General features: G+C 73.4%; 19 protein-coding genes. 11 read left to right on the top strand and 8 right to left on the bottom strand.

Annotated elements, in window-relative coordinates; translation table 11 throughout:
• Positions 1-129 precede the first annotated feature (129 nt).
• Positions 130-1,257: a glycoside hydrolase family 53 protein gene (locus Q2K16_RS03330; protein WP_302743479.1), complete on the top strand. Its 1,128-nt coding sequence runs from the start codon at positions 130-132 to the stop codon at positions 1,255-1,257.
• Positions 1,258-1,317: 60 nt separating this feature from the next.
• Positions 1,318-1,782: a hypothetical protein gene (locus Q2K16_RS03325; RefSeq protein WP_302743478.1), complete on the top strand. Its 465-nt coding sequence runs from the start codon at positions 1,318-1,320 to the stop codon at positions 1,780-1,782.
• 129 nt (positions 1,783-1,911) lie between these two features.
• Here Q2K16_RS03325 and Q2K16_RS03320 read toward each other — a convergent pair whose 3' ends face one another.
• The 5 genes from Q2K16_RS03320 to Q2K16_RS03300 all read right to left on the bottom strand — a co-directional run bounded on the left by Q2K16_RS03320 (position 1,912) and on the right by Q2K16_RS03300 (position 7,294).
• Positions 1,912-2,646 (bottom strand): cellulose binding domain-containing protein, encoded by a 735-nt coding sequence (locus Q2K16_RS03320; protein ID WP_302743477.1) that lies wholly within the window; start codon positions 2,644-2,646, stop codon positions 1,912-1,914.
• A 385-nt stretch (positions 2,647-3,031) separates the two neighbouring features.
• Positions 3,032-4,018: a LacI family DNA-binding transcriptional regulator gene (locus Q2K16_RS03315; protein ID WP_489671896.1), complete on the bottom strand. Its 987-nt coding sequence runs from the start codon at positions 4,016-4,018 to the stop codon at positions 3,032-3,034.
• A gap of 93 nt (positions 4,019-4,111) precedes the next feature.
• A complete protein-coding gene (locus Q2K16_RS03310; RefSeq protein ID WP_302743475.1) occupies positions 4,112-4,951 on the bottom strand; it encodes a carbohydrate ABC transporter permease in 840 nt (279 codons plus the stop codon).
• On the bottom strand, positions 4,948-5,946 hold the full coding sequence (locus Q2K16_RS03305) for a carbohydrate ABC transporter permease (protein WP_302743474.1): 999 nt from the start codon (positions 5,944-5,946) through the stop codon (positions 4,948-4,950). The genes Q2K16_RS03310 and Q2K16_RS03305 overlap by 4 nt, the downstream gene beginning before the upstream one ends.
• 55 nt (positions 5,947-6,001) lie before the next feature.
• Complete coding sequence (locus tag Q2K16_RS03300; protein WP_302743473.1) at positions 6,002-7,294, bottom strand: extracellular solute-binding protein; 1,293 nt, start codon at positions 7,292-7,294, stop codon at positions 6,002-6,004.
• A 245-nt stretch (positions 7,295-7,539) separates the two neighbouring features.
• Here Q2K16_RS03300 and Q2K16_RS03295 point away from each other — a divergent pair, with 245 nt between their 5' ends.
• The 4 genes from Q2K16_RS03295 to Q2K16_RS03280 all read left to right on the top strand — a co-directional run bounded on the left by Q2K16_RS03295 (position 7,540) and on the right by Q2K16_RS03280 (position 11,931).
• Complete coding sequence (locus Q2K16_RS03295; RefSeq protein ID WP_302743472.1) at positions 7,540-9,165, top strand: glycoside hydrolase family 43 protein; 1,626 nt, start codon at positions 7,540-7,542, stop codon at positions 9,163-9,165.
• Between the two features lie 308 nt (positions 9,166-9,473).
• The gene (locus Q2K16_RS03290; RefSeq protein ID WP_302743471.1) at positions 9,474-10,667 is read left to right on the top strand and encodes an endo-1,4-beta-xylanase; all 1,194 of its coding nucleotides are present in this window, start codon (positions 9,474-9,476) and stop codon (positions 10,665-10,667) included.
• 8 nt (positions 10,668-10,675) lie between these two features.
• Positions 10,676-11,272: a polysaccharide deacetylase family protein gene (locus Q2K16_RS03285; protein ID WP_302743470.1), complete on the top strand. Its 597-nt coding sequence runs from the start codon at positions 10,676-10,678 to the stop codon at positions 11,270-11,272.
• Between the two features lie 173 nt (positions 11,273-11,445).
• Positions 11,446-11,931 carry a hypothetical protein gene (locus tag Q2K16_RS03280; protein WP_302743469.1) on the top strand — a complete coding sequence of 162 codons (486 nt, stop codon included), beginning with the start codon at positions 11,446-11,448 and terminating at the stop codon, positions 11,929-11,931.
• Here Q2K16_RS03280 and Q2K16_RS03275 read toward each other — a convergent pair.
• The gene (locus Q2K16_RS03275; protein ID WP_302743468.1) at positions 11,906-12,904 is read right to left on the bottom strand and encodes a DMT family transporter; all 999 of its coding nucleotides are present in this window, start codon (positions 12,902-12,904) and stop codon (positions 11,906-11,908) included. The two genes, Q2K16_RS03280 and Q2K16_RS03275, sit on opposite strands and share 26 nt — an antisense overlap.
• Here Q2K16_RS03275 and Q2K16_RS03270 point away from each other — a divergent pair.
• The gene (locus tag Q2K16_RS03270; protein ID WP_302743467.1) at positions 12,903-14,333 is read left to right on the top strand and encodes an aminotransferase-like domain-containing protein; all 1,431 of its coding nucleotides are present in this window, start codon (positions 12,903-12,905) and stop codon (positions 14,331-14,333) included. The genes Q2K16_RS03275 and Q2K16_RS03270 overlap by 2 nt on opposite strands.
• Positions 14,334-14,436: 103 nt before the next feature.
• Here the strand turns inward: Q2K16_RS03270 and pdxY are convergent, their stop codons facing one another.
• Together pdxY and Q2K16_RS03260 are read right to left on the bottom strand one after the other, a co-directional pair.
• Positions 14,437-15,288 (bottom strand): pyridoxal kinase PdxY, encoded by an 852-nt coding sequence (gene pdxY / locus Q2K16_RS03265; RefSeq protein WP_302743466.1) that lies wholly within the window; start codon positions 15,286-15,288, stop codon positions 14,437-14,439.
• A gap of 146 nt (positions 15,289-15,434) precedes the next feature.
• A complete protein-coding gene (locus Q2K16_RS03260; RefSeq protein ID WP_302743465.1) occupies positions 15,435-17,537 on the bottom strand; it encodes a copper resistance CopC family protein in 2,103 nt (700 codons plus the stop codon).
• Positions 17,538-17,865: 328 nt separating this feature from the next.
• Here Q2K16_RS03260 and Q2K16_RS03255 point away from each other — a divergent pair, with 328 nt between their 5' ends.
• The 4 genes from Q2K16_RS03255 to Q2K16_RS03240 all read left to right on the top strand — a co-directional run bounded on the left by Q2K16_RS03255 (position 17,866) and on the right by Q2K16_RS03240 (position 21,353).
• Positions 17,866-18,435, top strand: a complete 570-nt coding sequence (locus Q2K16_RS03255; RefSeq protein ID WP_302743464.1) for a sigma-70 family RNA polymerase sigma factor — start codon at positions 17,866-17,868, stop codon at positions 18,433-18,435.
• Between the two features lie 77 nt (positions 18,436-18,512).
• Positions 18,513-19,352, top strand: coding sequence for a zf-HC2 domain-containing protein (locus tag Q2K16_RS03250; protein WP_302743463.1), 840 nt, complete (start codon positions 18,513-18,515; stop codon positions 19,350-19,352).
• 169 nt (positions 19,353-19,521) lie between these two features.
• Entirely contained in the window at positions 19,522-20,121 is a 600-nt protein-coding gene (locus tag Q2K16_RS03245) for a copper chaperone PCu(A)C (protein ID WP_302743462.1), read from the top strand.
• A gap of 23 nt (positions 20,122-20,144) precedes the next feature.
• The gene (locus tag Q2K16_RS03240) at positions 20,145-21,353 is read left to right on the top strand and encodes a Dyp-type peroxidase (RefSeq protein ID WP_302743461.1); all 1,209 of its coding nucleotides are present in this window, start codon (positions 20,145-20,147) and stop codon (positions 21,351-21,353) included.
• Positions 21,354-21,358 lie beyond the last annotated feature (5 nt).

The raw sequence follows: 21,358 nt of genomic DNA, 5'->3' as shown, positions 1-21,358 counted from the left end.
CGGGTTTCCCGGGTGGCCCGCCCGCGCGTCGGCGACCCGACCCCACCCCGGTATAGTCATATTCATCTATTGGTGTCGCCGTCCCGACGCCGGCAGGTCCCCCACCACCCCACCACCGAGGAGGTCCGGATGACTCCGTACCGATCCCGCCTGCGGGCCTGGGCCGTCGCGTTCCTCGCGGCGGTCGCCCTGCCGGCCGCCCTGCTCGGCCCGCCGACGTCGGCGGCGGCCGCGAACACGCTGACCATGCTCGGCGCGGACGTCTCCTCCGTGCAGCGCAGCCTGGACCTCGGCGCGCGGTACTACGACGCCGCCGGCACCGCCCGGGACCCGCTCGACATCCTCAAGGGCCTCGGCGTCAACTACGTCCGGCTGCGGGTGTGGAACAACCCGGCCAGCGGCTGGAACGACAAGGCCAAGGTGCTGGCGTACGCGAGGACGGTCAAGGCCAAGGGCCTCAAGCTGATGATCGACTTTCACTACTCCGACACCTGGGCCGACCCGGGTAAGCAGTACAAGCCGGCCGCCTGGGCCAACCACGGCATCGGCCAGCTCCAGACCGACGTCTACAACTACACCTACGACGTATGCACCAGCCTGCGCAACCAGGGCACCACGCCGGACAGCGTGCAGATCGGCAACGAGATCAACGTCGGCATGCTGTGGAACGACGGCAAGGTCGTCAACAACGACTTCACCAACCTCAGCCTGCTGCTCAAGGCCGGTTACCAGGCCACCAAGCAGTGCAACGGCGGAACCCAGGTGATCATCCACACCGCCAACGCGGACAGCATGGACCACGCCCGCTGGTTCTACGACGGCATCCGGGCCAAGGGCGTGCAGTGGGACCTCACCGCCCTGTCGTACTACTGCATGTGGCACGGCACGCTGGCCAACCTCTACAACGTCATCACCGACGTCCGCACCCGGTACGGCAAGCCGGTGGTGCTCACCGAGACGGCGTACCCGTTCACCGCCGCGAACGCCGACGGCGAGCCGAACGCGATCAACGGCACCGAACCCTGCGCGGGGCACCAGGCGAGCTGGACCGGCCAGGCCACCGAGTTCTCCTGGGTGCAGGACACCGCCCGCAACGCCGGCGCGGTCGGCGTCTTCTACTGGGAGCCGACCTGGTACGCGGTGCCCGGCAACGGGTGGGACCCGGCGAACATCAACGGCACCGGCAACCAGTGGGACAACATGGCCATCTTCAACTGGACCGGCCAGGTGAACCCGAACATCCGCTGGCGGCCGTAGGCGTCGCGGTGCCGGCGGGCCACCGGCGGGGGCCCGCCGGCCGGGCACTACCCTGGCGCGGTGCGATACGACGAGTGCGAAGCGGCCATTCGTGAGCTGGTCGACGCGGCCGACGAGGACGCCCTGCACGCCTTCGGGCTGGCGACCGTCACCCGCCTGCTGGAGGCCGACCTGATCGACGAGGCCGGCGAGGACGACCTGGACGAGGACGCCTGGGCGGCGCTGGCCAGCGCGCGGGAGCAGATCGCCACGGCCGGCGCGGCCGACCTGCGCGCCCACCTCGACCGGATCGACGAGGGCATCCTCGCCGACGGCGACATGGACCCCGGCCTGCTGATCGCCCTGTCGGCCCTCGAACACTGGACCACCTACCTGGAGCAGCACCGGCGCGGCGAGCTGCACGAACTCGCCCTGCGCTCCGTCGAGGAGGTCGACTACCGGGTCTCGGCCGCGCTCGACGACTTCCTGGCCACGCCGGAGATGGCCACCGAGTACGCGCGGATCAGGCAGGCGCTGGCCGCCTGACGGCCGGCCGCGCGGCGGGCCGGACCGACGTCGTGCCGCCACCCCGGTGGGCGGCGGCACGCCGGTACGGACCCCGGTCCCGTGCGGGGTGCCCGCGCGCCGGCAGGGCCGTCGCCCGCCGGCCGACGGTCACCGGCCGCAGTTCAGCGTCAGCGCGGCCGACGCGTCGGCCCAGACGAGCATGCCGAACGTCGTGCTGGCGCCCGGGGCCAGCGTGCCGTTGTAGGAGGCGTTGCGCACCGTGACGTCGGCGCCGGAGGTGCTGAGCACGCCGTTCCAGAGGGCCGAGATGCGTTCGTCGCCGTACCACCGCCAGCTGACCTGCCAGCCGTCGAGCGTCTGCTCGCCGGTGTTGCGCACGGTGACCGTGGCGGCGAACCCGCCGGTCCAGCGGTTGTCGACGGTGATCGTCGCCCGGCACGACGCCGACCCGGCCGGCAGCGTCCGGACCGGTCCGCCGATGACGTACGGGTCGTGCTTCTCCCCGGCACTGAACCGGTACCAGTACTCGCTGTCCGGGGTCAGCCCGCTGACCGTGATCTCCCCCTGCCGTTCCGGGCCGGACACCGCCGAGGCGACCGGGTTCCGCCACGCGGTCGCGTCCTCCCGGCTGGCGAAGACGACCAGGGTCATCGGCGGGTCGTAGCCGCACGGCGGGTTCATGATCATCGAGTACCGGACGGTGATGCTCGTGGGGCTGGCCGACAGGAACTGCCCGGAGACCGGCAGCGCCGGGGGGCAGGCGTAGGTGGGGGTGGGGGTGGCCGACAGGGCGGGCTGCGCCTGTGCGCCGGTGAGCGTGCCGGCCCAACCGGCCAGGGTCAGGGTCGTGGTCGCCAGCACCACGCCGAGCGTGCGGAGCATCCGTACCTCCGAGAGGGTTGCGGGGGCACTGGCGGCCGGGACGGGCCTGGGGTGCCGGGGCGGTGCCGCCCACCGTGCGGTGGGGGTGGGGTGATCTCTGCGCGACCGATGGCTGCCGTGGACCGGGTGCTGCCGGACGACCTGCCGACGGGCGGGAGCGACCGGCAGGTGGTCACCGTCGCGGACTGCCCGGCGCGAGGTGGCGCGGCCCCCCGCGTGTCCGACGGATCGGCGCACGAGTGGTCACGCTGGCTCCCGAGCGTGACGACGTCAGAACAGTCTGGCATTCGATGACTGTCGATGCAATGTTCGTCCGGCCGGTCACCGGGCCGGCCGGACGGGCACGGCGCACCGCCGTCCGACCGCTCGCCCGGGGCGGGTCGGATCAGCGGTCACGCGGCGCTGCGGCGCTGTCCCGGACGACCAGATCGGTGGCGAGTTCGATGCGCGGACTCTCGATCGTCTCGCCCCGGGCCAGCCGCAGCACGGTACGGGCGGCCAGCATGCCCATCTCGGCCAGCGGTTGCCGGATCGTGGTCAGCGGCGGTGAGCACCAGCGGACCTCCGGCAGGTCGTCGAAGCCGACCACGCTGACGTCGTCGGGCACCCGCAGGCCACGCTTGCGGACCGCCTCGTAGACGCCGAGCGCCATCTGGTCGCTGGAGGCGAAGATCGCGGTGGGCGGTTCGGGCAGGCCCAGCAGGTGCATGCCGGCGGTGTAGCCGGACTCGTGGTAGAAGTTCCCCGGCCGCACCAGCCGGTCGTCGACGGCGAGGCCGGCGGCGTCGAGCGCCGCCCGGTAGCCGTCCATCCGGGCCCGGCTGCACATCAGCTGCGGCGGACCGGCGATGAAGCCGATCCGCCGGTGGCCCAGGCCGAGCAGGTACTGGTTGGCGCGCAGGCTGCCCGCCCAGTTGGTGGCGCCGATGGTGGGGGCCTCCTGCGGGGCCACCCCGGCGGGGTCGACGATGACCACCGGCAGCCGCAGCCGGCGCAGCTCGGCCTGCAACGGCGGCTCCACCATCGAGGTCACGAAGATGACCCCCTCGGTGGAGCGGGTCCGCATGTTGTCCAGCCACTGCTTGGCCGACGAGGTACGCCGGTGGATGGCCGACACGACCGTGCCGGCCCCGCTGGCCTGCGCGACGTCCTCCACCCCTCGGATGATCTCCACCGCCCAGGGGCTGTCCAGGTCGTTGAAGACCAGGTCGATCAGGGCGGACTGGGTGCGCCGCGCCGCCGAACGGGGACGGTAGCCGTGCCGGGTGAGCAGTTCCTCCACCCGTTCCCGGGTCTGCGGGGCGACGTCGGACCGACCGTTGATCACCCGGGAGACCGTGGGCACGGAGACGCCCGCCAACCGCGCGATCATCGCGATGGTGACGTTCCTGCCGTTCTCGGAGCCCACGGTCGCCCTTTCGGTCGGGGAACTACGGTCGCAGAAGGCTATCGCAGCAGGTCCGGGTCACCCCTTCACGCTGCCGGAGAGCCCACCGATGAGCTGGCGTTCGGCGATGGCGTAGAAGCCCAGCGCCGGGATCATCGACAGCACGACGTAGGCGAGCACCTTCGCGGTGTCGTCGGAGTACTGCCCCTGGAACGCCTGGACCCCCAGCGGCAGGGTCCACCAGCTCTGGTCGGTGAACACCACCAGCGGCAGCATGAAGTTGTTCCAGCTGCTCACCAGGGCCAGCACCGACACGGTGGCCAGGGCGGGACGGGCCATCGGCAGCAGCACCCGCCAGAAGAAGCCGAACGGGCCGCAGCCGTCGAGGGTCGCGGCCTCCTCGACCTCGCCGGGAATGGTCCGGAAGAACTGCCGCAGGATGATGATGGTGATCGGCAGGCCGAACGCGGCCTGGGGCAGGATCACCCCGAGCGGGTTGTCCAGCAGCCCCATCCCGCGCAGCAGGATGAACAGCGGCAGGATCGCCACCGCGAACGGGAACATCAGCCCGATCGCGAAGATGGTGACCAGGAACTCCCGGCCCCGGAAGGCGAACCGCGCGAAGACGAACGCGGCCATCGCCGCCGCCGCGACCACGACGAACGTGCTGGCCACGGCGATGAAGACGCTGTTGCCCACGTTGCGCCAGAACACCCCGGCGGTGACGATGTCGAGGTAGTTGCTCGGCGCCCACGGGTCGGGCAGGCCGAGCGGGTTGGTGGAGAGCTGCCCGTTGTCCTTGAACCCGCCGATCACCCCGAACCAGACCGGCACCACGATGAGCGCGCCGACGGCGATGGAGATGAGGTGCAGCAGGAGGCGGCGGGCCCGCTGGGCCGGGTTCGCCGGGCTGGTCATCGCTGGTCTCCTTGGACGGTGAGGGCGCCCTCGGTGTCCCGGCGCAGCACGATGCGCTGGTAGATGAGGGCGAAGACGAGGCTCAGCAGGAACATGATGATGCTGATCGCGCTGGCGTAGCCGACCTCGAAGCGGCGGAAGCCGTACTGGAACATCGTCACGGCCATGGTCTCCGAGGCGTGGATCGGGCCGCCGCCGGTGAGCACCCAGACCATGTCGAACAGCTGGATGGTGCCGATGACCGACAGGAACACGCTGATCCGGATGGTCGGACCGAGCAGCGGCAGGGTGACGAGCCGGAACGCCTGCCACGCGCTGGCCCCGTCGGTGACCGCCGCCTCGTTGAGTTCCTTGGGGATGTTCTGCCGCGCGGCCAGGAAGAGGATCATGTAGAGGCCGAAGTACTTCCAGGAGACCACCAGGAAGACGGCGTACAGGACGGTGTCCGGGTCGGCGAAGACGGCCCCCGCGTCGGCCCCCAGGAACCGGGAGATCGCGTCACCGAACCCCCGGTTGGGCGAGAACACCAGGTTGAACAGGACCGCGGTGGTGACCTCGGAGAGCACGTACGGGGCGAAGAAGATCACCCGGTAGACGGCGCGTCCCCGCAGCGGCTGGTTGAGCAGCATCGCCAGGCCCATCGCGACCGGCAACTGGACGACCAGGGAGAGCACGATCAGCACGAGCCCGTGCCACAGGTCGCCCCGGAACACCGGATCGGCGAAGGCCCGGGTGTAGTTGTCCAGCCCGACGAAGTTCTCGGGCAGACCGAAGCCGTTCCACTTGTAGAGGCTGGCGTAGCTGGCCACCACGATGGGCGCCAGCACCAGCAGCAGGAACAGCAGCAGGGACGGGGTGAGGAAGATGGCCAGGGCACGGCGGCGGCCCGGCCGGGGCCGGCGGCCGGTACGGCGTCCGCCGCCCGGCCCCGGCCCCGACGGTTCGGTCACTCGGCCGCCGGGTCCCGCGTTCGACAGGATCGATGGCGTGGTCATGCCTGCTCCACTCAGTTCTCGCCGGCGGCTGGTGATCGGTGGGGGTGGGACGTCACTACTGGGTCTTCGCCACCTGGGTGATGTCCTTGAGGATCTGCGCCGGTGACTTGCTGCCGGCGACCAGGGCGGCGACGCTGTCGTTGACCTGCTGGCCGACGGCCGGCGGGTACGCCTGGTCGAGGTAGAGCTGGAAGCCGGTGGCGGCGGCCAGGCTCTCGGCGACGACCTTGTTGTTCGGGTCGGCGATGGCGTCGGTGGCTTCCTTGACCGTCGGCAGCACCGCGCCGGTCTTCGCGCTCCGGCGCTGGACGTCCACACTGAGCAGGGTCTTGAGGAAGTCGAAGGTGGCCGGCGGGGCGTCCTTGCCGACGGCGAAGCCGTTGCCGCCGCCGAACACCTCGGTGGCCGAGCCCTTGCCGCCGTCCACCGCCGGGAACGGGAAGAAGCCGAGCTTGTCGCCGAGCCCCTTCTTGCTGGTGGAGCTGGACGCCTGCACCGACGGCGCCCACTGCCCCATCAGCTCCAGCGCGGCGCCGCCGTTGCCCATCGTCGCGGCCTGCCCGTCCGGTGAGCCGTACTCGGCGCCGAGGAAGCCCTTCTGGAACGGCTGGAGGTCGACCAGTTCCTTGAGCCGCTCACCGGCTGCCGCGAAGTCGGGGGTCTCGAAGTTCTTGTCCTTGGCGGCCTGCTGGAGGGCGCCCAGCCCGCCGATGCGCATGGACAGGTAGGCCCAGTAGTAGTGGGCCGGCCACTTGTCCTTGCCGGCCAACGCGACCGGGGTGATCCCGGCGGCCTTGAGCTTGCGGACCACGTCGAGCAGCTCGGCCCAGGTGGCCGGCGGCGCGGCGATCTGCGCCTTGGCGAAGAGGTCCTTGTTGTACCAGAAGCCGACCATGCCGATGTCGAACGGCACCCCGTAGATCTTGCCGTCCACCGTGTACGGCTCCAGGGACAGCGGCAGCAGGCTGTCCTTCCACGGGGCGATGGTCTCGGTGAGGTCCTTGACCAGGCCCGCGTCCACCTGCTGCTTGAGCACCCCACCACCCCACGACTGGAAGAGGTCCGGCGGGGAGCCGGCCTGGGTGGCGGTGGTCAGCTTGGCCTTGAACGCCTCGTTCTCCAGCGGCTGGATCTCGATCTTCACGTTGCTGTGCGCGCCCTGGTACTCCTGGGCCACGGCCGCCCAGACCGGCAGCATCGGCTCGGTGTTCTGGATGTGCCACCAGTTGATCGTCTGGGGTGCGTCCGGGTCGTCGGACGCGTCGTCGCTGCAACCGCTGAGCAGGTAGGCGCCGGCGCCGGCGCCGACGAGGCCGAGCAGCGATCTGCGGGAGAGGTGCGCTGTCATGATCCATCCCTTCAGGGACTCACGAGGTGCTCGGGCGCCGGCCGGGCCGGCGGGTTTCGAAACGTGTATCTCCGGAACTTTCAGAGCGTCGCCGGTATTACCGATCGATGGCGGGCACGCTACGAGTTGTTTCCACGCGGGTCAAGCCCTCTGTCCTATCGCGGCGAAAACGGCTAGCGTGTGCAGGGCTTCACCGACCACGGCCCTGATTTCGAAAGTTTCGAGAGCTGCCCCGAGGAGTGCACGTGTCGACCGACACCGCTGAAGTGGCGACCGCTGCCCGGTCGATCCGCAACCCCGTCCTCGCCGGGTTCCACCCGGATCCGTCGATCCTGCGGGTCGGCGACGACTACTACCTGGCCACCTCGACGTTCGAGTGGTACCCCGGGGTCCGCCTGCACCACTCGCGCGACCTGGTGCACTGGCGACCGCTCGGCGGGATCATCACCGACCGCCGCCTGCTCGACCTGCGCGGCTGCGGCGACTCCAACGGCGTGTGGGCGCCCGACCTGACCTACCACGACGGGCAGTTCCACCTCGTCTACAGCGACGTGGCCAGCTTCGCCAGCGGCTACTGGGACCCGCAGAACTTCCTGATCACCGCGCCCGACATCACCGGCCCCTGGTCGGATCCGGTGAAGCTGCACGGGCGCGGCTTCGACGCCGCGCTGTTCCACGACGACGACGGCACCACCTGGCTGCTGGCCATGAGCGCCGACTGGCGGCCCGGCCGGGACCGCTTCGGCGGCATCGAGATCCAGCAGTACGACCGGGCCGCGCGCCGCCTCGTCGGCCGGCCGCGCATCCTGTTCACCGGCACCCCGGTCGGGGTCACCGAGGGCCCCCACCTCTACCGCCACGACGGGTGGTACTGGCTGATCACCGCGGAGGGCGGCACGAGTTGGGAGCACCAGGTCACCGTGGCCCGCTCCCGCGAGCTGTTCGGACCGTACGAGGTGGACCCGGACGGCCCGCTGCTGACCTCGATGGGCCGACCCGACCTGCGGTTGCAGAAGGCCGGCCACGGCAGCCTGGTCCGCACCCCCGACGGCGGGTGGTACCTCGCCCACCTGGTCGGTCGCCCCTACTCCCCACTGGGCAGCTGCGTGCTGGGCCGGGAGACGGCGATCCAGCGGGTCGAGTGGCCCTCGGGCGGCTGGCCCCGGATCCCCGGTGGGGTGCCCGCCGACGAGGTCGACGCCCCCGACCTGCCGGCGCACCCGTGGCCGGCGGAGCCCACCACCGACGACTTCGACGCCGACGAGCTGGGGACGGCGTGGTCGACGTTGCGCCGGCCGGCCACCCCGGACTGGATCGACCTGCGGTCCCGGCCGTCGCACCTGCGGGTCCACGGTGGGCAGTCCCCCGTGGGACGGCAGGCCCCCAGCCTGGTCGCCCGCCGGGTCGGCGCGACCCGGTGCGCCCTGGAGACCGTCGTCGAGTTCGACCCGGTCGACCACCGTCAGCTCGCCGGGATCACCGCGTACTACAACACCCTGAACTGGCACCACCTCTACCTGACCCGGGCCGACGACGGCCGTACCGTGCTGGAGCTGCTCAGCTCCGACAACGGCCGGCGCACCGCCTACCCGGAGCTGACCGTGGACACCGACGGCGTCACCCGGGTCGGCCTGCGCGCCGAGTTCGACGGCCCGGTGGTGCGCTTCGGCTACGACCTGGGCGCCGGCTGGCAGCAGCTCCCGGTCGAGCTGGACGCGACCATCCTCTCCGACGAGCACGCCGCGCTGATCATCGACGGTGAGCCGGCCGCCTGGGGGTTCACCGGGGCGTTCCTCGGGCTCTGGGTCCAGGATCTCGGCGGCGACGGCGGGCACGCGGACTTCGACCGGGCCACCTACCGGGAGCACTGACCGCCCGGCACAGCACGACCGACAGCACCACGACCGGCTCCGGTGGGGCCGGTCGTGGTCGTGCCCGGGGCCGTAACCGTCGAAACGTTGCGACTCGGCGTCGACGGCGTGACCAGGAGTTCCGGAAGTATCGATGGTTGACCCGGGAGGTTCGCGCTCGTAACGTTCCAGTCGACTTCCGGAAATCGACAGTTGACTATCGGTAGGTTCCGGCGCGGCCGTCCCCCGCGCGCATCGGTGGCCGCACCGCGCCCCCGCCCCACCTCGCCGCCGTCGACCCGTCGACGTGCCTCGGGAAAGGAACGCAGATGATGCTCAGACGGTGGATGGCTGCCGGGTTGGTCGCCGTCGCGACCGCCGGTGTGTTGAACGCCGTACCGGCCGCCGCCGAACGGCCGTACGACCCGACCGCGCAGAGTTTGCGCGCCCTGGGCCAGCGCCACGGCCTGTACGTCGGCACCGCGGTCGACATGGCCGCCCTCGCCGACCCCGCCGAGCCCCGCTACCGGGAGATCGTGCGCGACGAGTTCTCCACGGTCACCGCCGAGAACGTGATGAAGTGGGAGTCCCTGGAGCCGACCCGGGGCACCTACGACTGGTCGGCGGCCGACGAACTCGTCGCCACCGCCCGGCGCAACGGCCAGAAGGTCCGGGGTCACGTGCTGGTGTGGCACAGCCAGCTGCCCACGTGGCTCACCGACGGGGTGGCCGACGGGTCCATCGACAACACCGAGCTGCGGTCGATCCTGCGTAAGCACATCACCACCGTCGCCAGCCGCTACCGGGGCAAGATCTGGCAGTGGGACGTGGTCAACGAGGCCGTCAGCGACCCCTGGGACACCCCGTCCACCCTGCACTACAAGGGGTTCTGGGCCGAACACCTCGGCCCCGGCTACGTGGCGGACGCGTTCCGCTGGGCCCGCGCCGCCGACCCGACCGCCCTGCTGTTCTACAACGACTACAACATCGAGGCGTTCGGCTCCGGCGACCCGGCCGACGACAAGACCCAGTTCGTCTACGACATGGTCAAGGGCCTGCTGGCCCGGGGCGTGCCGATCGACGGGGTCGGCAGCCAGGGACACCTGGGCACCCAGTACGGCAACTACGACACCCTCCAGGTCGCCGACGCGCTGCACCGGTTCGCCGGGCTGGGACTGTCCACCGCGTTCACCGAGGTCGACGTGCGCAGCCGGCTGACCGACGGGGTGCAGGCCGGTGACTCGGAGGAGATCAACCCCCGGCTCCAGGCGTCCGCGGCGAACTTCCACGTGCTGTTGCAGGCCTGCCTGGCCGAGCCGCGCTGCCTGTCGTTCACCGTCTGGGGCTTCACCGACCGGCACTCCTGGGTGCCCGGCACCTTCGACGACCCGCCGCAGGGCCTGGCCACCATCTACGACGAGAACTACCAGCCCAAGCGGGCGTACCAGGTGATGAAGGCCGACCTGATCTACGCCGGACCGCCGTACGTGCGGATGCGGGCGACGCCGAAGCCGCGCCGGTAGGCCGGCCGGTGAGCGCCGACATCCTCGACACGGCCCGGGGCGGCGGGCGGGCGGTCAGCCTCACCTTCGACGACGGCCCGAACCCCACCGACACCCTGCGCCTGCTCACCGTCCTGCGGCGACACCGGATCGCGGCCGTGTTCCTCCTCTGTGGTGGGCAGGTCGAGGCCCACCCCGAGGTGGTGCGCAGGATCGTGGCCGACGGTCACCACCTGGGCAACCACAGCATGCACCACGACGACATGACCACCTGGTCGCCCGAGCGGATCGAGGCGGACCTGCGGGAGACCAACGAGGCCATCCGGCGGGCCGTACCGTCGGCCCGGGTCCGGTACTTCCGGGCCCCCTACGGGGCCTGGGGGGCGACACCGGCGGTGGCCGCCGCGCTGGGCATGCGCCCGCTCGGGTGGCGGCTGGCCATCGGCGACTGGGAGCCGCCGGGCACCGACGAACTCGTCCGCCGGCTGCTCGACGGCGTCACCCCCGGCGCGGTGGTGCTGATGCACGACGGGGGCGGGGACCGCAGCCAGAGCGTCGCGGCGGTCGACCGGGTCGCGCCCGTGCTGCGCGCACGACGCTGGCGGTTCACCCTGCCGGCGGGGTGAACCGCCAGCCGGCCCGGCCGGGCCGGCTGCTGGTGGAGGTACGGGTGTCGACGGTTCAACCCGAGCCGGATCGTCCTGTGGGGTGGGCGACGGTGCGCGGGGGTGCCGTCCCGTCCGGCCGGTGGCGTGCCGCCCGCGCGCACCGCGTCCGAGGGTCATGCCAGGATGTGGCGATGTCGTACCCCCCTCAGCCGTCGTATCCGTCCGCGCCCGGTCCCGTCACGCCGCTGATCGCCTACCCGCAGCCGATCCCCCCGCCGCCGGGGCACGCGGTGCTGGCCGTCTCGGTCAACCGGGGTCCGTACCTGGTGCCCGTCCCGTCCACCAGCCGTTTCAAGGTCGACGGACGGTTGGTGTCGATCCCCGGCGAGGGAACCTGGTACGTGGCCGTGCCGGCCGGGGCGCACGACATCCGCTACACGGACTTCATGGGCATTCCGATCGTCACCACCTCGCTCACCGTCCAGCCCGCGATGGTGTACCCGCTGTCGTTCCGGTTCGGCGGTTGGCGCAACCGGGTCCACGACGGGCAGGGCACCGACGTGACGAAGTTCGGCATGTGGTCGAACTACAGCATCCTGCTCGTCACGCTGGCCGTGCTGGGGGTGCTCTGCTGCGGGGGCTTCGGCCTGCTCAGCGCGCTCTCGACCGCCCCCTGAGCCGACCCGGGGCCGGCCGGTCACCCGGGGCCGGGCGAGCACCGGCCGAAGGCGGGGGCGCGGCCCGGTCCCGGGTGCGTTGGATCAGCACCACGCTGACCAGCACCAGCAGGGCCGCGCCGAGGGCGGCCGGCGGGACGTGCTCGCCGAGCAGCAGGGCCGACCAGAGCAGGGTGAGCACCGGTTGCGCGAGCTGGAGCTGGCCGACCCGGGCGACGCCGCCCCGGGCCAGGCCCGCGTACCAGGCGAAGAAGCCCAGGAACATGGAGACCACGGTCAGGTAGCCGAACGCCGTCCAGGTGCCGGCGTCCGCCAGGGGTGGGTGGGCCACGGCGGTGACGAGGGTGGCGGCTGCGGTGACCGGCAGCGCGTAGAGCAGCGCCCAGCAGATCGTCCGGGCGCCGCCCAGTTCACGGGCGAGCGCGCCGCCCTCGGCGTACCCCAGGCCGCAGAGCAGGACCGCGACGAGCAGGAACAGGTCCGACGGGGCCGGGGCACCGCGCACCGCGCCGCCGACGGCGAGGAAGGCCAGCACCGCCAGCAGGCCGCCGCCGCTGGCCAGCCAGAACAGCGGCGGCGGGCGTTCACCGCTGCGTAGCGCCGCGAAAACGGCGGTCATGGCCGGTAGCACGGTGATCACCACCGCGCCGTGCGCGGCGGTCCGGTCGGTCAGCGCCAGCGAGGTGAACAGCGGGAACCCGACCACCACGCCGAGGGCGACGACCGCCAGCCGCCGCCGCTGGGCGCGGGTGGGTCGCGGCGCACCAGTGCCGCGCAGGTAGGCCCCGGCCAGCAGTGCCGCGCCGACGGCCCGGCCGAAGGCCACGAACCACGGGTCGAGTTGCTGCACCGCGACCCGGGTGGCCGGCAGCGACATGCTGAAGGCGAGCACACCCAGCGCCCCCAGCGCGAGACCGGTCAGCCGATCCGCCGTTACCGTCGGCGTCGCAGTAGCGTTACCATGCTCTCTCATGGATGACGGTAACGCAGCCGATCGCGTTATCCAAGATCTGCGTCGGGCGGTGGCCGCCGCCGCGCCGGGCGACCGGCTGCCGTCGGTGCGGGAGCTGACCGCCCGGCACCACGCCTCGCCGGTGACCGTCGCCGCGGCCGTCCGGCACCTGGTGGCCGAGGGTCTGGTCGAGGCACGTGCCGGCCGGGGCACCTTCGTGGCCGCCGTCGCGCACCCGCAGCGGCCCGTCGCCGACCTGTCCTGGCAGACCGTGGCGCTCGGCCCCCGCCGGCCCGGCGAGGACGAGATGCAGGCGCTGCTGGCGCTGCCGCCGGCCGGGGCGATCCCGCTCTCCGGTGGCTACCTCGACGCCGACCTGCAACCCGACGCCGCGCTCGGTGCCGCGCTGACCCGCGCCGCCCGGCAGCCCGCGTCCTGGCAGCGCGGCCCGACGTCGGGCCGCGCGGATCTGCGCGCCTGGTTCGCCCGGGAGGCCGGGGGCGGGTTGCGCGCCGAGGACATGGTGATCTGCTCGGGCGGGCAGGCGGCCCTGTCGTCCACGCTGCGGGCGCTCGCCGCGCCCGGCGACACGCTGCTGGTGGAGTCCCCGACCTACCTGGGCGCGCTGGCCGCCGCGCGGGCCGCCGGGCTGCGGGTGGTGCCGGTGCCCGCCGACCCCGACGGGGTACGCCCCGACCAGCTCGCCGGCGCGTTCGCCCGGACCGGCGCGCGGTTGTTCTACTGCCAGCCGTTGTACGCCAACCCGCACGGCGCGACGCTCGCCCCGCACCGCCGGGCCCTCGTGGCCGACGCGGTACGCGACGCCGGGGCGTTCCTGATCGAGGACGACTACGCCCGTGACCTCACCATCGACGGGTCGGCCCCGCCGCCGCTGGCCGCCGACGACCCCGACGGGCACGTCGTCTACCTGCGGTCGCTGACCAAGTCCGCCGCCCCCGGGTTGCGGGTCGCGGCGATCGGCGCACGGGGCCCGGCCGGCCACCGGCTGCGGGCGGCACGGCTGCTCGACGACTTCTTCGTCGCCGGGCCGCTGCAACAGGCCACGATGGAGTTCGTCACCGCGCCGGCCTGGGAGCGGCACCGGCGGGCCCTGCGCACCGCGCTGCGTGCCCGCCGCGAGGCGTTGCTGGCCGCGCTCCGCCGGCACCTGCCCGCCCTCGCCGGGCAGCCGGTCCCGCTCGGCGGCCTGCACCTGTGGGTCCGGCTGCCGGAGGGGACCGACGACGTCGCGGTGGCCGCCGCCGCAGCCGCCGCCGGGGTCGTCGTCTTCCCCGGCCGCCCCTGGTACGCCGCCGAACCCCCGGCCCCGCACCTGCGCCTGAGCTACGCCTGCGCCCCACCCGACCTGATGGACGAGGCCGTCCGGCGGCTCGCCCGTGTCCTGCCGGCCGCCGGCCGGGACGGCGGCCCGGTCACCGCCGACCGGTGAGGGCCCACCGGCAGGTGCGGCGGACCACGACCGCACCGCCGGTCGGACCGCTGCTACCGGGGCGGCCCGGTCGGGTGGATGCCCGGACACCGCGCCGCGAGGGTCAGCGCAGCCGGCGGGCGGTGAACCGGGCCGGCGGGTCGGCGATGGCGTCCTGGGCGGCGACCAGTTGGATCTCCCGGGTGCCCGCCGCCAGGGTCCGCTCCAACACGGTGAAGACCGAGGCGATGGTGCGTTCCAACGCGACCGCCGGTGAGCCCGTCGTCCGCAGGTGGGCCAGGTAGAGCGCGGCGGTGACGTCGCCACCGCCGTTGGGGTTGATCGGCAGCAGCGGCGTCGTCACCGCCCAGGCACCCTCGTCCGAGACGGCCACCACCTCCAGCGAACCGGCCGGCACGTCGTCGTGCAGCACGCTGGTCACCAGGACGTCCCGGGGCCCGGTGGCACGCACCACGTCGACGGCGTCGAGCACGGCGGTCAGCGAGGTGGTCGTCCGGCCGGCGAGGAAGTCCAGCTCGAAGTGGTTCGGGGTGATGATGTCGGCGCGCGGGACCACCACGTCGCGCAGGTACTCCGGAATGCCGGGCCGGACGAACATCCCCCGGCCGGTGTCGCCCATCACCGGGTCGCAGCAGTACACCGCGTCCGGGTTGGCCGCCCGGACCCGGTCGGCGGCGGCGAGGATGACCGCACCCATCGCCGGGTCGCCCTGGTAGCCCGACAGCACCGCGTCGGCGGTGCTGAGCACCCCCCGGTCGGCGATGCCCTCGATCACCTCCGCCACGTCGGCCGGGGCCAGCAGCGGACCGCGCCACGCGCCGTAGCCGGTGTGGTTGGAGAAGTGCACGGTCAGCACCGGCCAGACCTCGTGCCCGAGGCGCTGGAGGGGGAACACGGCCGCCGAGTTCCCGACGTGGCCGTAGGCGACCGAGGACTGGATGGACAGGATCTTCACCGGCTCATCATGGCCGTTCCCCCCGACACCCCGGGTACGGGCCCACCGATTCACTCCCGCGTCGTCGGCCTCCCGGTCGGCACCGGGCGGGCCGCCGGGGTCTCGGCCGACCCCGGCGGCGCACGCGGGGTCGGCCGGAACCGCGCTCAGGTCAGGTCGAGGGTGTACTGCGCGGTGTGCACCTTCCCGTCGACCTGGAAGTCGAAGAACGCCCGGTAGCGGCCCGCGCTCGGGGCGGTCAGCCAGAACCGCACCGTCCCGTCCACCAGTTCCTGGTCCGGGTGGACGTGCACGTAGCCCAGGTCGCCCTCGCGCACCACCACCAGGTGCCCGTACGCCCCCAGGTAGCGCTCCAGGCGGGCCGGGTCGACGCCGTCGAGCCGGAAGGACAGCGGCACGGTCACCCCCACCGTCGGGGCGCCGCCCATCGTCACCGTGAACGGCCCGGCCGTCGACTGCGACGCGGCCGGCGGCAGCGGGACCGGGGTGTGCGCGCCGGGCACCTGGTGGTCGACCCCCAGCACCAGCGGGACGGTGGTGCCGTCGACGCCGGTCACCGAGAAGTCGGCGTAGATCCGGTAACCGCCGGGCCGGGTCAGCGTCAGCGGGACGCTCCAGGTGCCGTCCGACGCCATGGTCGGGTGCAGGTGCTGGTAGCCGCTCAGGTCCCGCCCCACCACGACCATGTGCAGCGGCTTGTCGTGGACGACCGCGAACCGGGTCGCCGGTTTGCCGTCCGCGCCGACGACGCGGAACCGGTAGTCGGCGGATGCGCCCGCCGGCTGGGTCCGGGACGCCGGCTGGAGGGTGTAGCCCCCGGCGTTAACCGACAGCCCGGTCACCTGTGCCTGCGCCCCACCGGCGTCGCCGGGGTGGGTGTGCGCCCCGGTACCGGGCCCGTGCTGGTGCCCGTCCCCGGCCGCCAGCGCCGCACCGGGGGTCGGCTGGGCGGCGGTGGTGGTGCCGTCGGCGGGCCGGTCACCGGAGCCGATCCGGCCGAGCCCGAAACCCGCCAGCAGGGCCACCACCAGCCCACCGACCAGCAACGCGAGACCCGTGTTGCCCAGTCGGCCCCCGGGGGTCGGCGCGGCCCCGGCCGTGGTGGACACCGTCCCGTCGGCGTCGGGCGTCGTCGCTACGGGTGCCGTCCCCTCGGTGCCGGAGACGCTCCCGTCAGGTGCGGCACCGGCCGTGGCCGGTGCCGCCTGCGTCGTGGCGGGTGCCGCGCCGGCCGTGGCCCGGATCGCCTGTGCCGTCGCGGATGCCGCCCTGGCCGTGGCCCCGTTCGCCTGCGCCGGCCTGGCCGTGGCCCGGGCCGCCGGCGCCGGGGTCGTCCCGGTCCTGGTGGGTGTCGGCACCGGTGCGGTGACCACCGCACGCGGGGCGGCGGCGGGGCGGGTCGCCTTCCGGCCACCGCCCGCCGTCTTGGACCGGTTGGCGCGGGTGCCCGCACCGGGCCGGCCGGTCGTCCCCCGGGTACGCGGTCGGCCGGCGGGCCGGGTGGCGGGCACCGGGCGACGCCGCCACGCCGCGAAGCCGACCGCCGCCGCGACCAGCGCCGCCCCGCCGGTCCAGGCCAGCCATCCGAGGCCGCCCTCGTCGTCGGGGGCGGCCGGCGGGGAGGCGGGAGTGGCGGCGGTCGCCGGTGCGGTCGGCACCGCGGAGGCCGCCGGGCCGGCGGCGTGGCCGGCGGTGGCGTGCTGTTCGGCGGCGGCCACCAGCGCCGGGTCCGGCTGGTCGACCGGGGGCTGCCAGCCGGCCGGCGCGGCGGTCGCCCGTCCGGTGTAGCGGAAGGTCATGGTGCCCCGGACCGGCTCGCCGTCGGAGGCCACCGACAGGTAGCTGACCGCGTACTGACCGGCCGCCGGCAGGTGGGCCAGCGTCACCACCGCCGGGTAGCCGGTGCTGTACTCCTTCGGCTCGAACTTGCCGTCGACCAGCAGGTACTCCCGGACCGGCTTGTCCAGGGGGCGGGGGGTGCCGTGCCGCCAGCCGTTGTCGACGCGGCTGCCGCCGGGCCCGGTGACGGTGAAGTACGCGTTCGGCGCGACCTGCTCGGTGAAGTACAGCTCCACGGTCGTCAGCGGCTCGGCCACCGTGGCGTTGGCCGCCGGGGTGGACATCGCCAGCGTGCCGTGCGCCTGTGCCGGGGCGGTGGACAGCAGGACCACCGCTGCGGCGGACACGAGGGCGAGCAGGCCGGCGAGGGTACGCCAGGCGGGTCCGGTGGCTGGAGGGGGACAGCGCATCGGATCATCCTCACGAAGAGCGGACTTCAATCAATAGTTCACTAACTTTTTACGCAGATAGCAAAAGTTTTGGCTATGGCATCCCAACCTGGAGTCAGGATGATCAAAACTCGTCCACGGCTCGGCACCCCGTGCCCGGCTGGTCACGGTGGGCCTCCGGCCCCGACCCCGGTACGGCTGATCCGCCGCCGCCTCCCGTCCGTACCAGTGGGCGGAGACGACGCCGGGTATGCCGTACGCTCACCCGGGACCTACTACACCCCGTCGTTACCGTTGACGGACGACGACGGAGCACAGCAGGCGGCAGAACCGGACACGGAGGTGGCAGGTGGGCGACGACGACGCGGAGATCACCGCGTGGGCGCTGGCCGCCGGCCGGGGTGACCGGGAGGCCGCGGGCCGCTTCATCCGGGCGACCCAGCAGCACGTACGACGGTTCGTCGCGCACCTGATCAGCCCGGCCGAGGCCGACGACCTCACCCAGGAGACGTACCTGCGGGCGATGCGGTCGCTGCCGTCGTTCGCCGCCCGTTCGTCGGCCCGTACGTGGCTGCTCGGCATCGCCCGCCGGACCGCCGTCGACCACGTCCGGGCCGCCACCTCACGTCCGCGTACGGTGCCGCTGTCCGAGTGGCACGACACGCCCGACACCCGGGGCAGCGGCTTCGACGGCGAGGTGGTCCTCAACGACCTGCTGCTGGCCCTGCCCGCCGACAGGCGGGAGGCGTTCGTCGCCACCCAGGTCATCGGCCTGTCCTACGCCGAGGCGGCGGAGGTGTGCGGCTGCCCGGTCGGCACCATCCGGTCCCGGGTCGCCCGGGCCCGCGAGGATCTCGTCGCGGCGGTCGAGGGGAACCCCCAGGCGATCCGTCGCCGGCCGGGAAGCGCCGCCGGCTGACCCGCCGGCCCGGGCCGCGGCCGTGCCCGGGCAGAGGCTACGGGAACCACCACGCCCCGCCGGCCGACTACCCCTACATGGGGTGTGAGCAGTGGCGGGAGATCCTGTCGGCACAGTTGGACGGCGAGGAGACCCCCGCCGAGCGGATCGCGGCGGACGCGCACCTGGACGGGTGCGCGGGCTGCCGGCTCTGGTGTGACCGGGCCGCCACGGTGACCCGGCGGTCCCGCCTGACGCTCTCCACCGCCGACCGCTGCGACCCGACGGTCGACACACCCGGCCGGCTCCGGTCGACGCCCGCCGCCGTGGCAGGGCCGGAGCCGAGGGGCGCGACGGCCGGTCCCGATCTCGCCGACGTCGTGCTGGCCGCGCTCCCCGTCCCCCGCCGGCTGCGGGACCGGCTCGTGCCGGGCCTGCGCACCGGGCTGGCCCTCATCGGCGCTCTGCAACTGGTGCTGGGGCTGGCCCAGGTCGGCCGGGGCCCGGCCGCCGGGCACGCCCACGGGGCGCTCGACACGCTGGCGTCCGGGCACCTGTGGCACGAGTCGGCCGCGTGGAACATCGCCGTCGGTGCGGGTTTCCTCTTCGTGGCCGCCCGGCGCACCCCGACCGGAGGGCTGCTGCCGATGTTGAGCGCCTTCGTCGCCGCGCTCGTGCTGCTCTCGGCCAACGACCTGGTCACCGGCCGGGTGGAGCCGACCCGGCTGGTCAGTCACGGGTTCCTGCTCACCGGCTATCTGATCGTGGTCGCGCTGTCCCGGCCCCGGCTGTGGCCCGACGGCCCGGCGGGGCGTGGCCGGGGTGACCGGCCCGCCTGGCGGCTGCGCGCGGACGACGTGCCCGCCGCCGCCCCGACGTTGCGCCTGCTGCCGCCGCACCCGGGCTCGGCGCGGACCCGCGACCGGTCGGCCGCCTGACCCGGACGCCGTCCGGCCCAGTGCCGCCGCCCTGCGAAGCGGCGACGGCCCGCGACGGCGGGACGGCCCGCCCGTTCACCCGCAAGGGCACAATCCCGACCGGCCGGAACTTTCGGTGACCGGTGACCGACCAACGGGACAGAGCATCAGCACAACGGAGGAAGAACCCATGCGTCCCACCGGTCCACTCGGCGCGAATCGACGTGCCTCAGCCGTCTTCGCCGCCGTCACCGCCGCCCTGCTGGCGGTCGGCACCTCCGGCTGCGGCCCGGCCGACCCGGCGTCGGACGCCCAGGCGAGCCCCTCGGCACCGGCGAGCGCGTCCGCCGGGGTGATCGGCGTCCGGGACCCGTGGGTGAAGGCGGCCGACAAGGGCATGACGGCGGCCTTCGGGACGCTGGTCAACGACAGCGACGCCGACGTCACGCTCACCGGCGCCACCACCGCCGTGTCGGCGCTGGAACTACACGAGATGACCATGCAGGACGGCAAGATGGTCATGCGGCAGAAGCAGGGCGGCATCGTGATCAGGGCGAAGGGCACCCACGTGCTGGAGCCCGGCGGCGACCACCTGATGCTGATGGACCTCCGCCAGCCGGTGCGTGCCGGCGACGAGGTCACCGTGACCCTCACCTTCGCCGACGGCCGGACCCAGCAGTTCACCGCCGTGGCCAAGCCGTTCACCGGGGCGCAGGAGAGCTACGCCCCCGGCCACGGCGCGCCCATGCCGGACACGAGCGGACAGCCGACGACCGGCCCGGCGTCGTGACCGGACACCCGGGCGTCCGTGCGGTGAGCCGGCGTGGCCTGCTCGCCGGCGGGGCACTGGCCGCAGGGGGCGCGCTGGCCGGCGGCGCGGTGGTCGTCGCCGGGCGGGACGGACCGACCGACGTGCCGGCCGCGCCGCAGCCGAGTCCGGTGGCGGCCGTCGGCGGCCTGGTCGAGCCGTTCCACGGGCCCCGGCAGGCGGGGGTGGCCACCGAACCGCAGGCCCACGCCGCGTTCGTCGCGTTCACCCTGCGACCGGGAACCGACCGGGCGGCGCTGGGCCGGCTGCTGCGGCTGCTCAGCGACGACGCCGCCCGGCTCACCCAGGGCCGGCCGGCGCTGGCCGACACCGAGGCCGAACTCGGGCTGCTGCCGGCGCGGCTGACCGTGACCTTCGGTTTCGGTCCCGGCCTCTACCGGGCAGCGGGCGTCGACGACCGACGGCCGGCGTCGGTGGCCGACCTGCCGGCGTTGCGGATCGACCGGCTCCAACCGGCCTGGTCCGGTGGGGACCTGCTGGTGCAGATCTGCGCCGACGACGCGGTCACCGTCGCGCACGCCCAACGGGTGCTGGTCAAGGACAGCCGGCCCTTCGCCACCGTCCGCTGGGTGCAGCAGGGCTTCCGGCGCAGCCCCGGCGTCGAACCCGCCGGGCACACCCAACGCAACCTGTTCGGCCAGCTCGACGGCACCGCCAACCCCCGTCCCGGCGTCGCGCTGGACACCGCCGTCTGGGTGCCCGACGGTCCGGACTGGCTGCGCGACAGCACCACCCTGGTGGTCCGCCGGATCAGCATGAACCTGGAGACCTGGGACCTGCTCGGCCGTACCGACCGGGAACTCGCCGTCGGCCGTCGGCTCGACACCGGTGCCCCGCTCACCGGCACCGGCGAACACGACGAACCCGACTTCGCCGCCGTCGGCGACGACGGGCTCACCGTCATCCCCGACTTCTCCCACCTCACCCGGGCCCGCGTCACCGACGACCGGTTGAAGATCCTGCGCCGTCCGTACAACTACGACGGCACGCCCACCCCGCAGGGGCACGCCGACAGTGGCCTGATCTTCGCCTCGTACCAGGCCGACGTCACCGCCCAGTTCCTGCCCATCCAACGTCGACTCGCCGACCGGGACCTGCTCAACGAGTGGACCACGCCGATCGGTTCCGCCGTCTTCGCCGTCCCGCCCGGCTGTCCGCCCGGCGGGTGGATCGGCCAGCAGGTCCTGGGCTGAGCCGG

The organism is Micromonospora cynarisoli (genome assembly GCF_030518815.1).
Classification (GTDB): Bacteria; Actinomycetota; Actinomycetes; order Mycobacteriales; family Micromonosporaceae; genus Micromonospora; species Micromonospora wenchangensis.
This window is presented reverse-complemented; position numbering and strand designations above follow the sequence as displayed.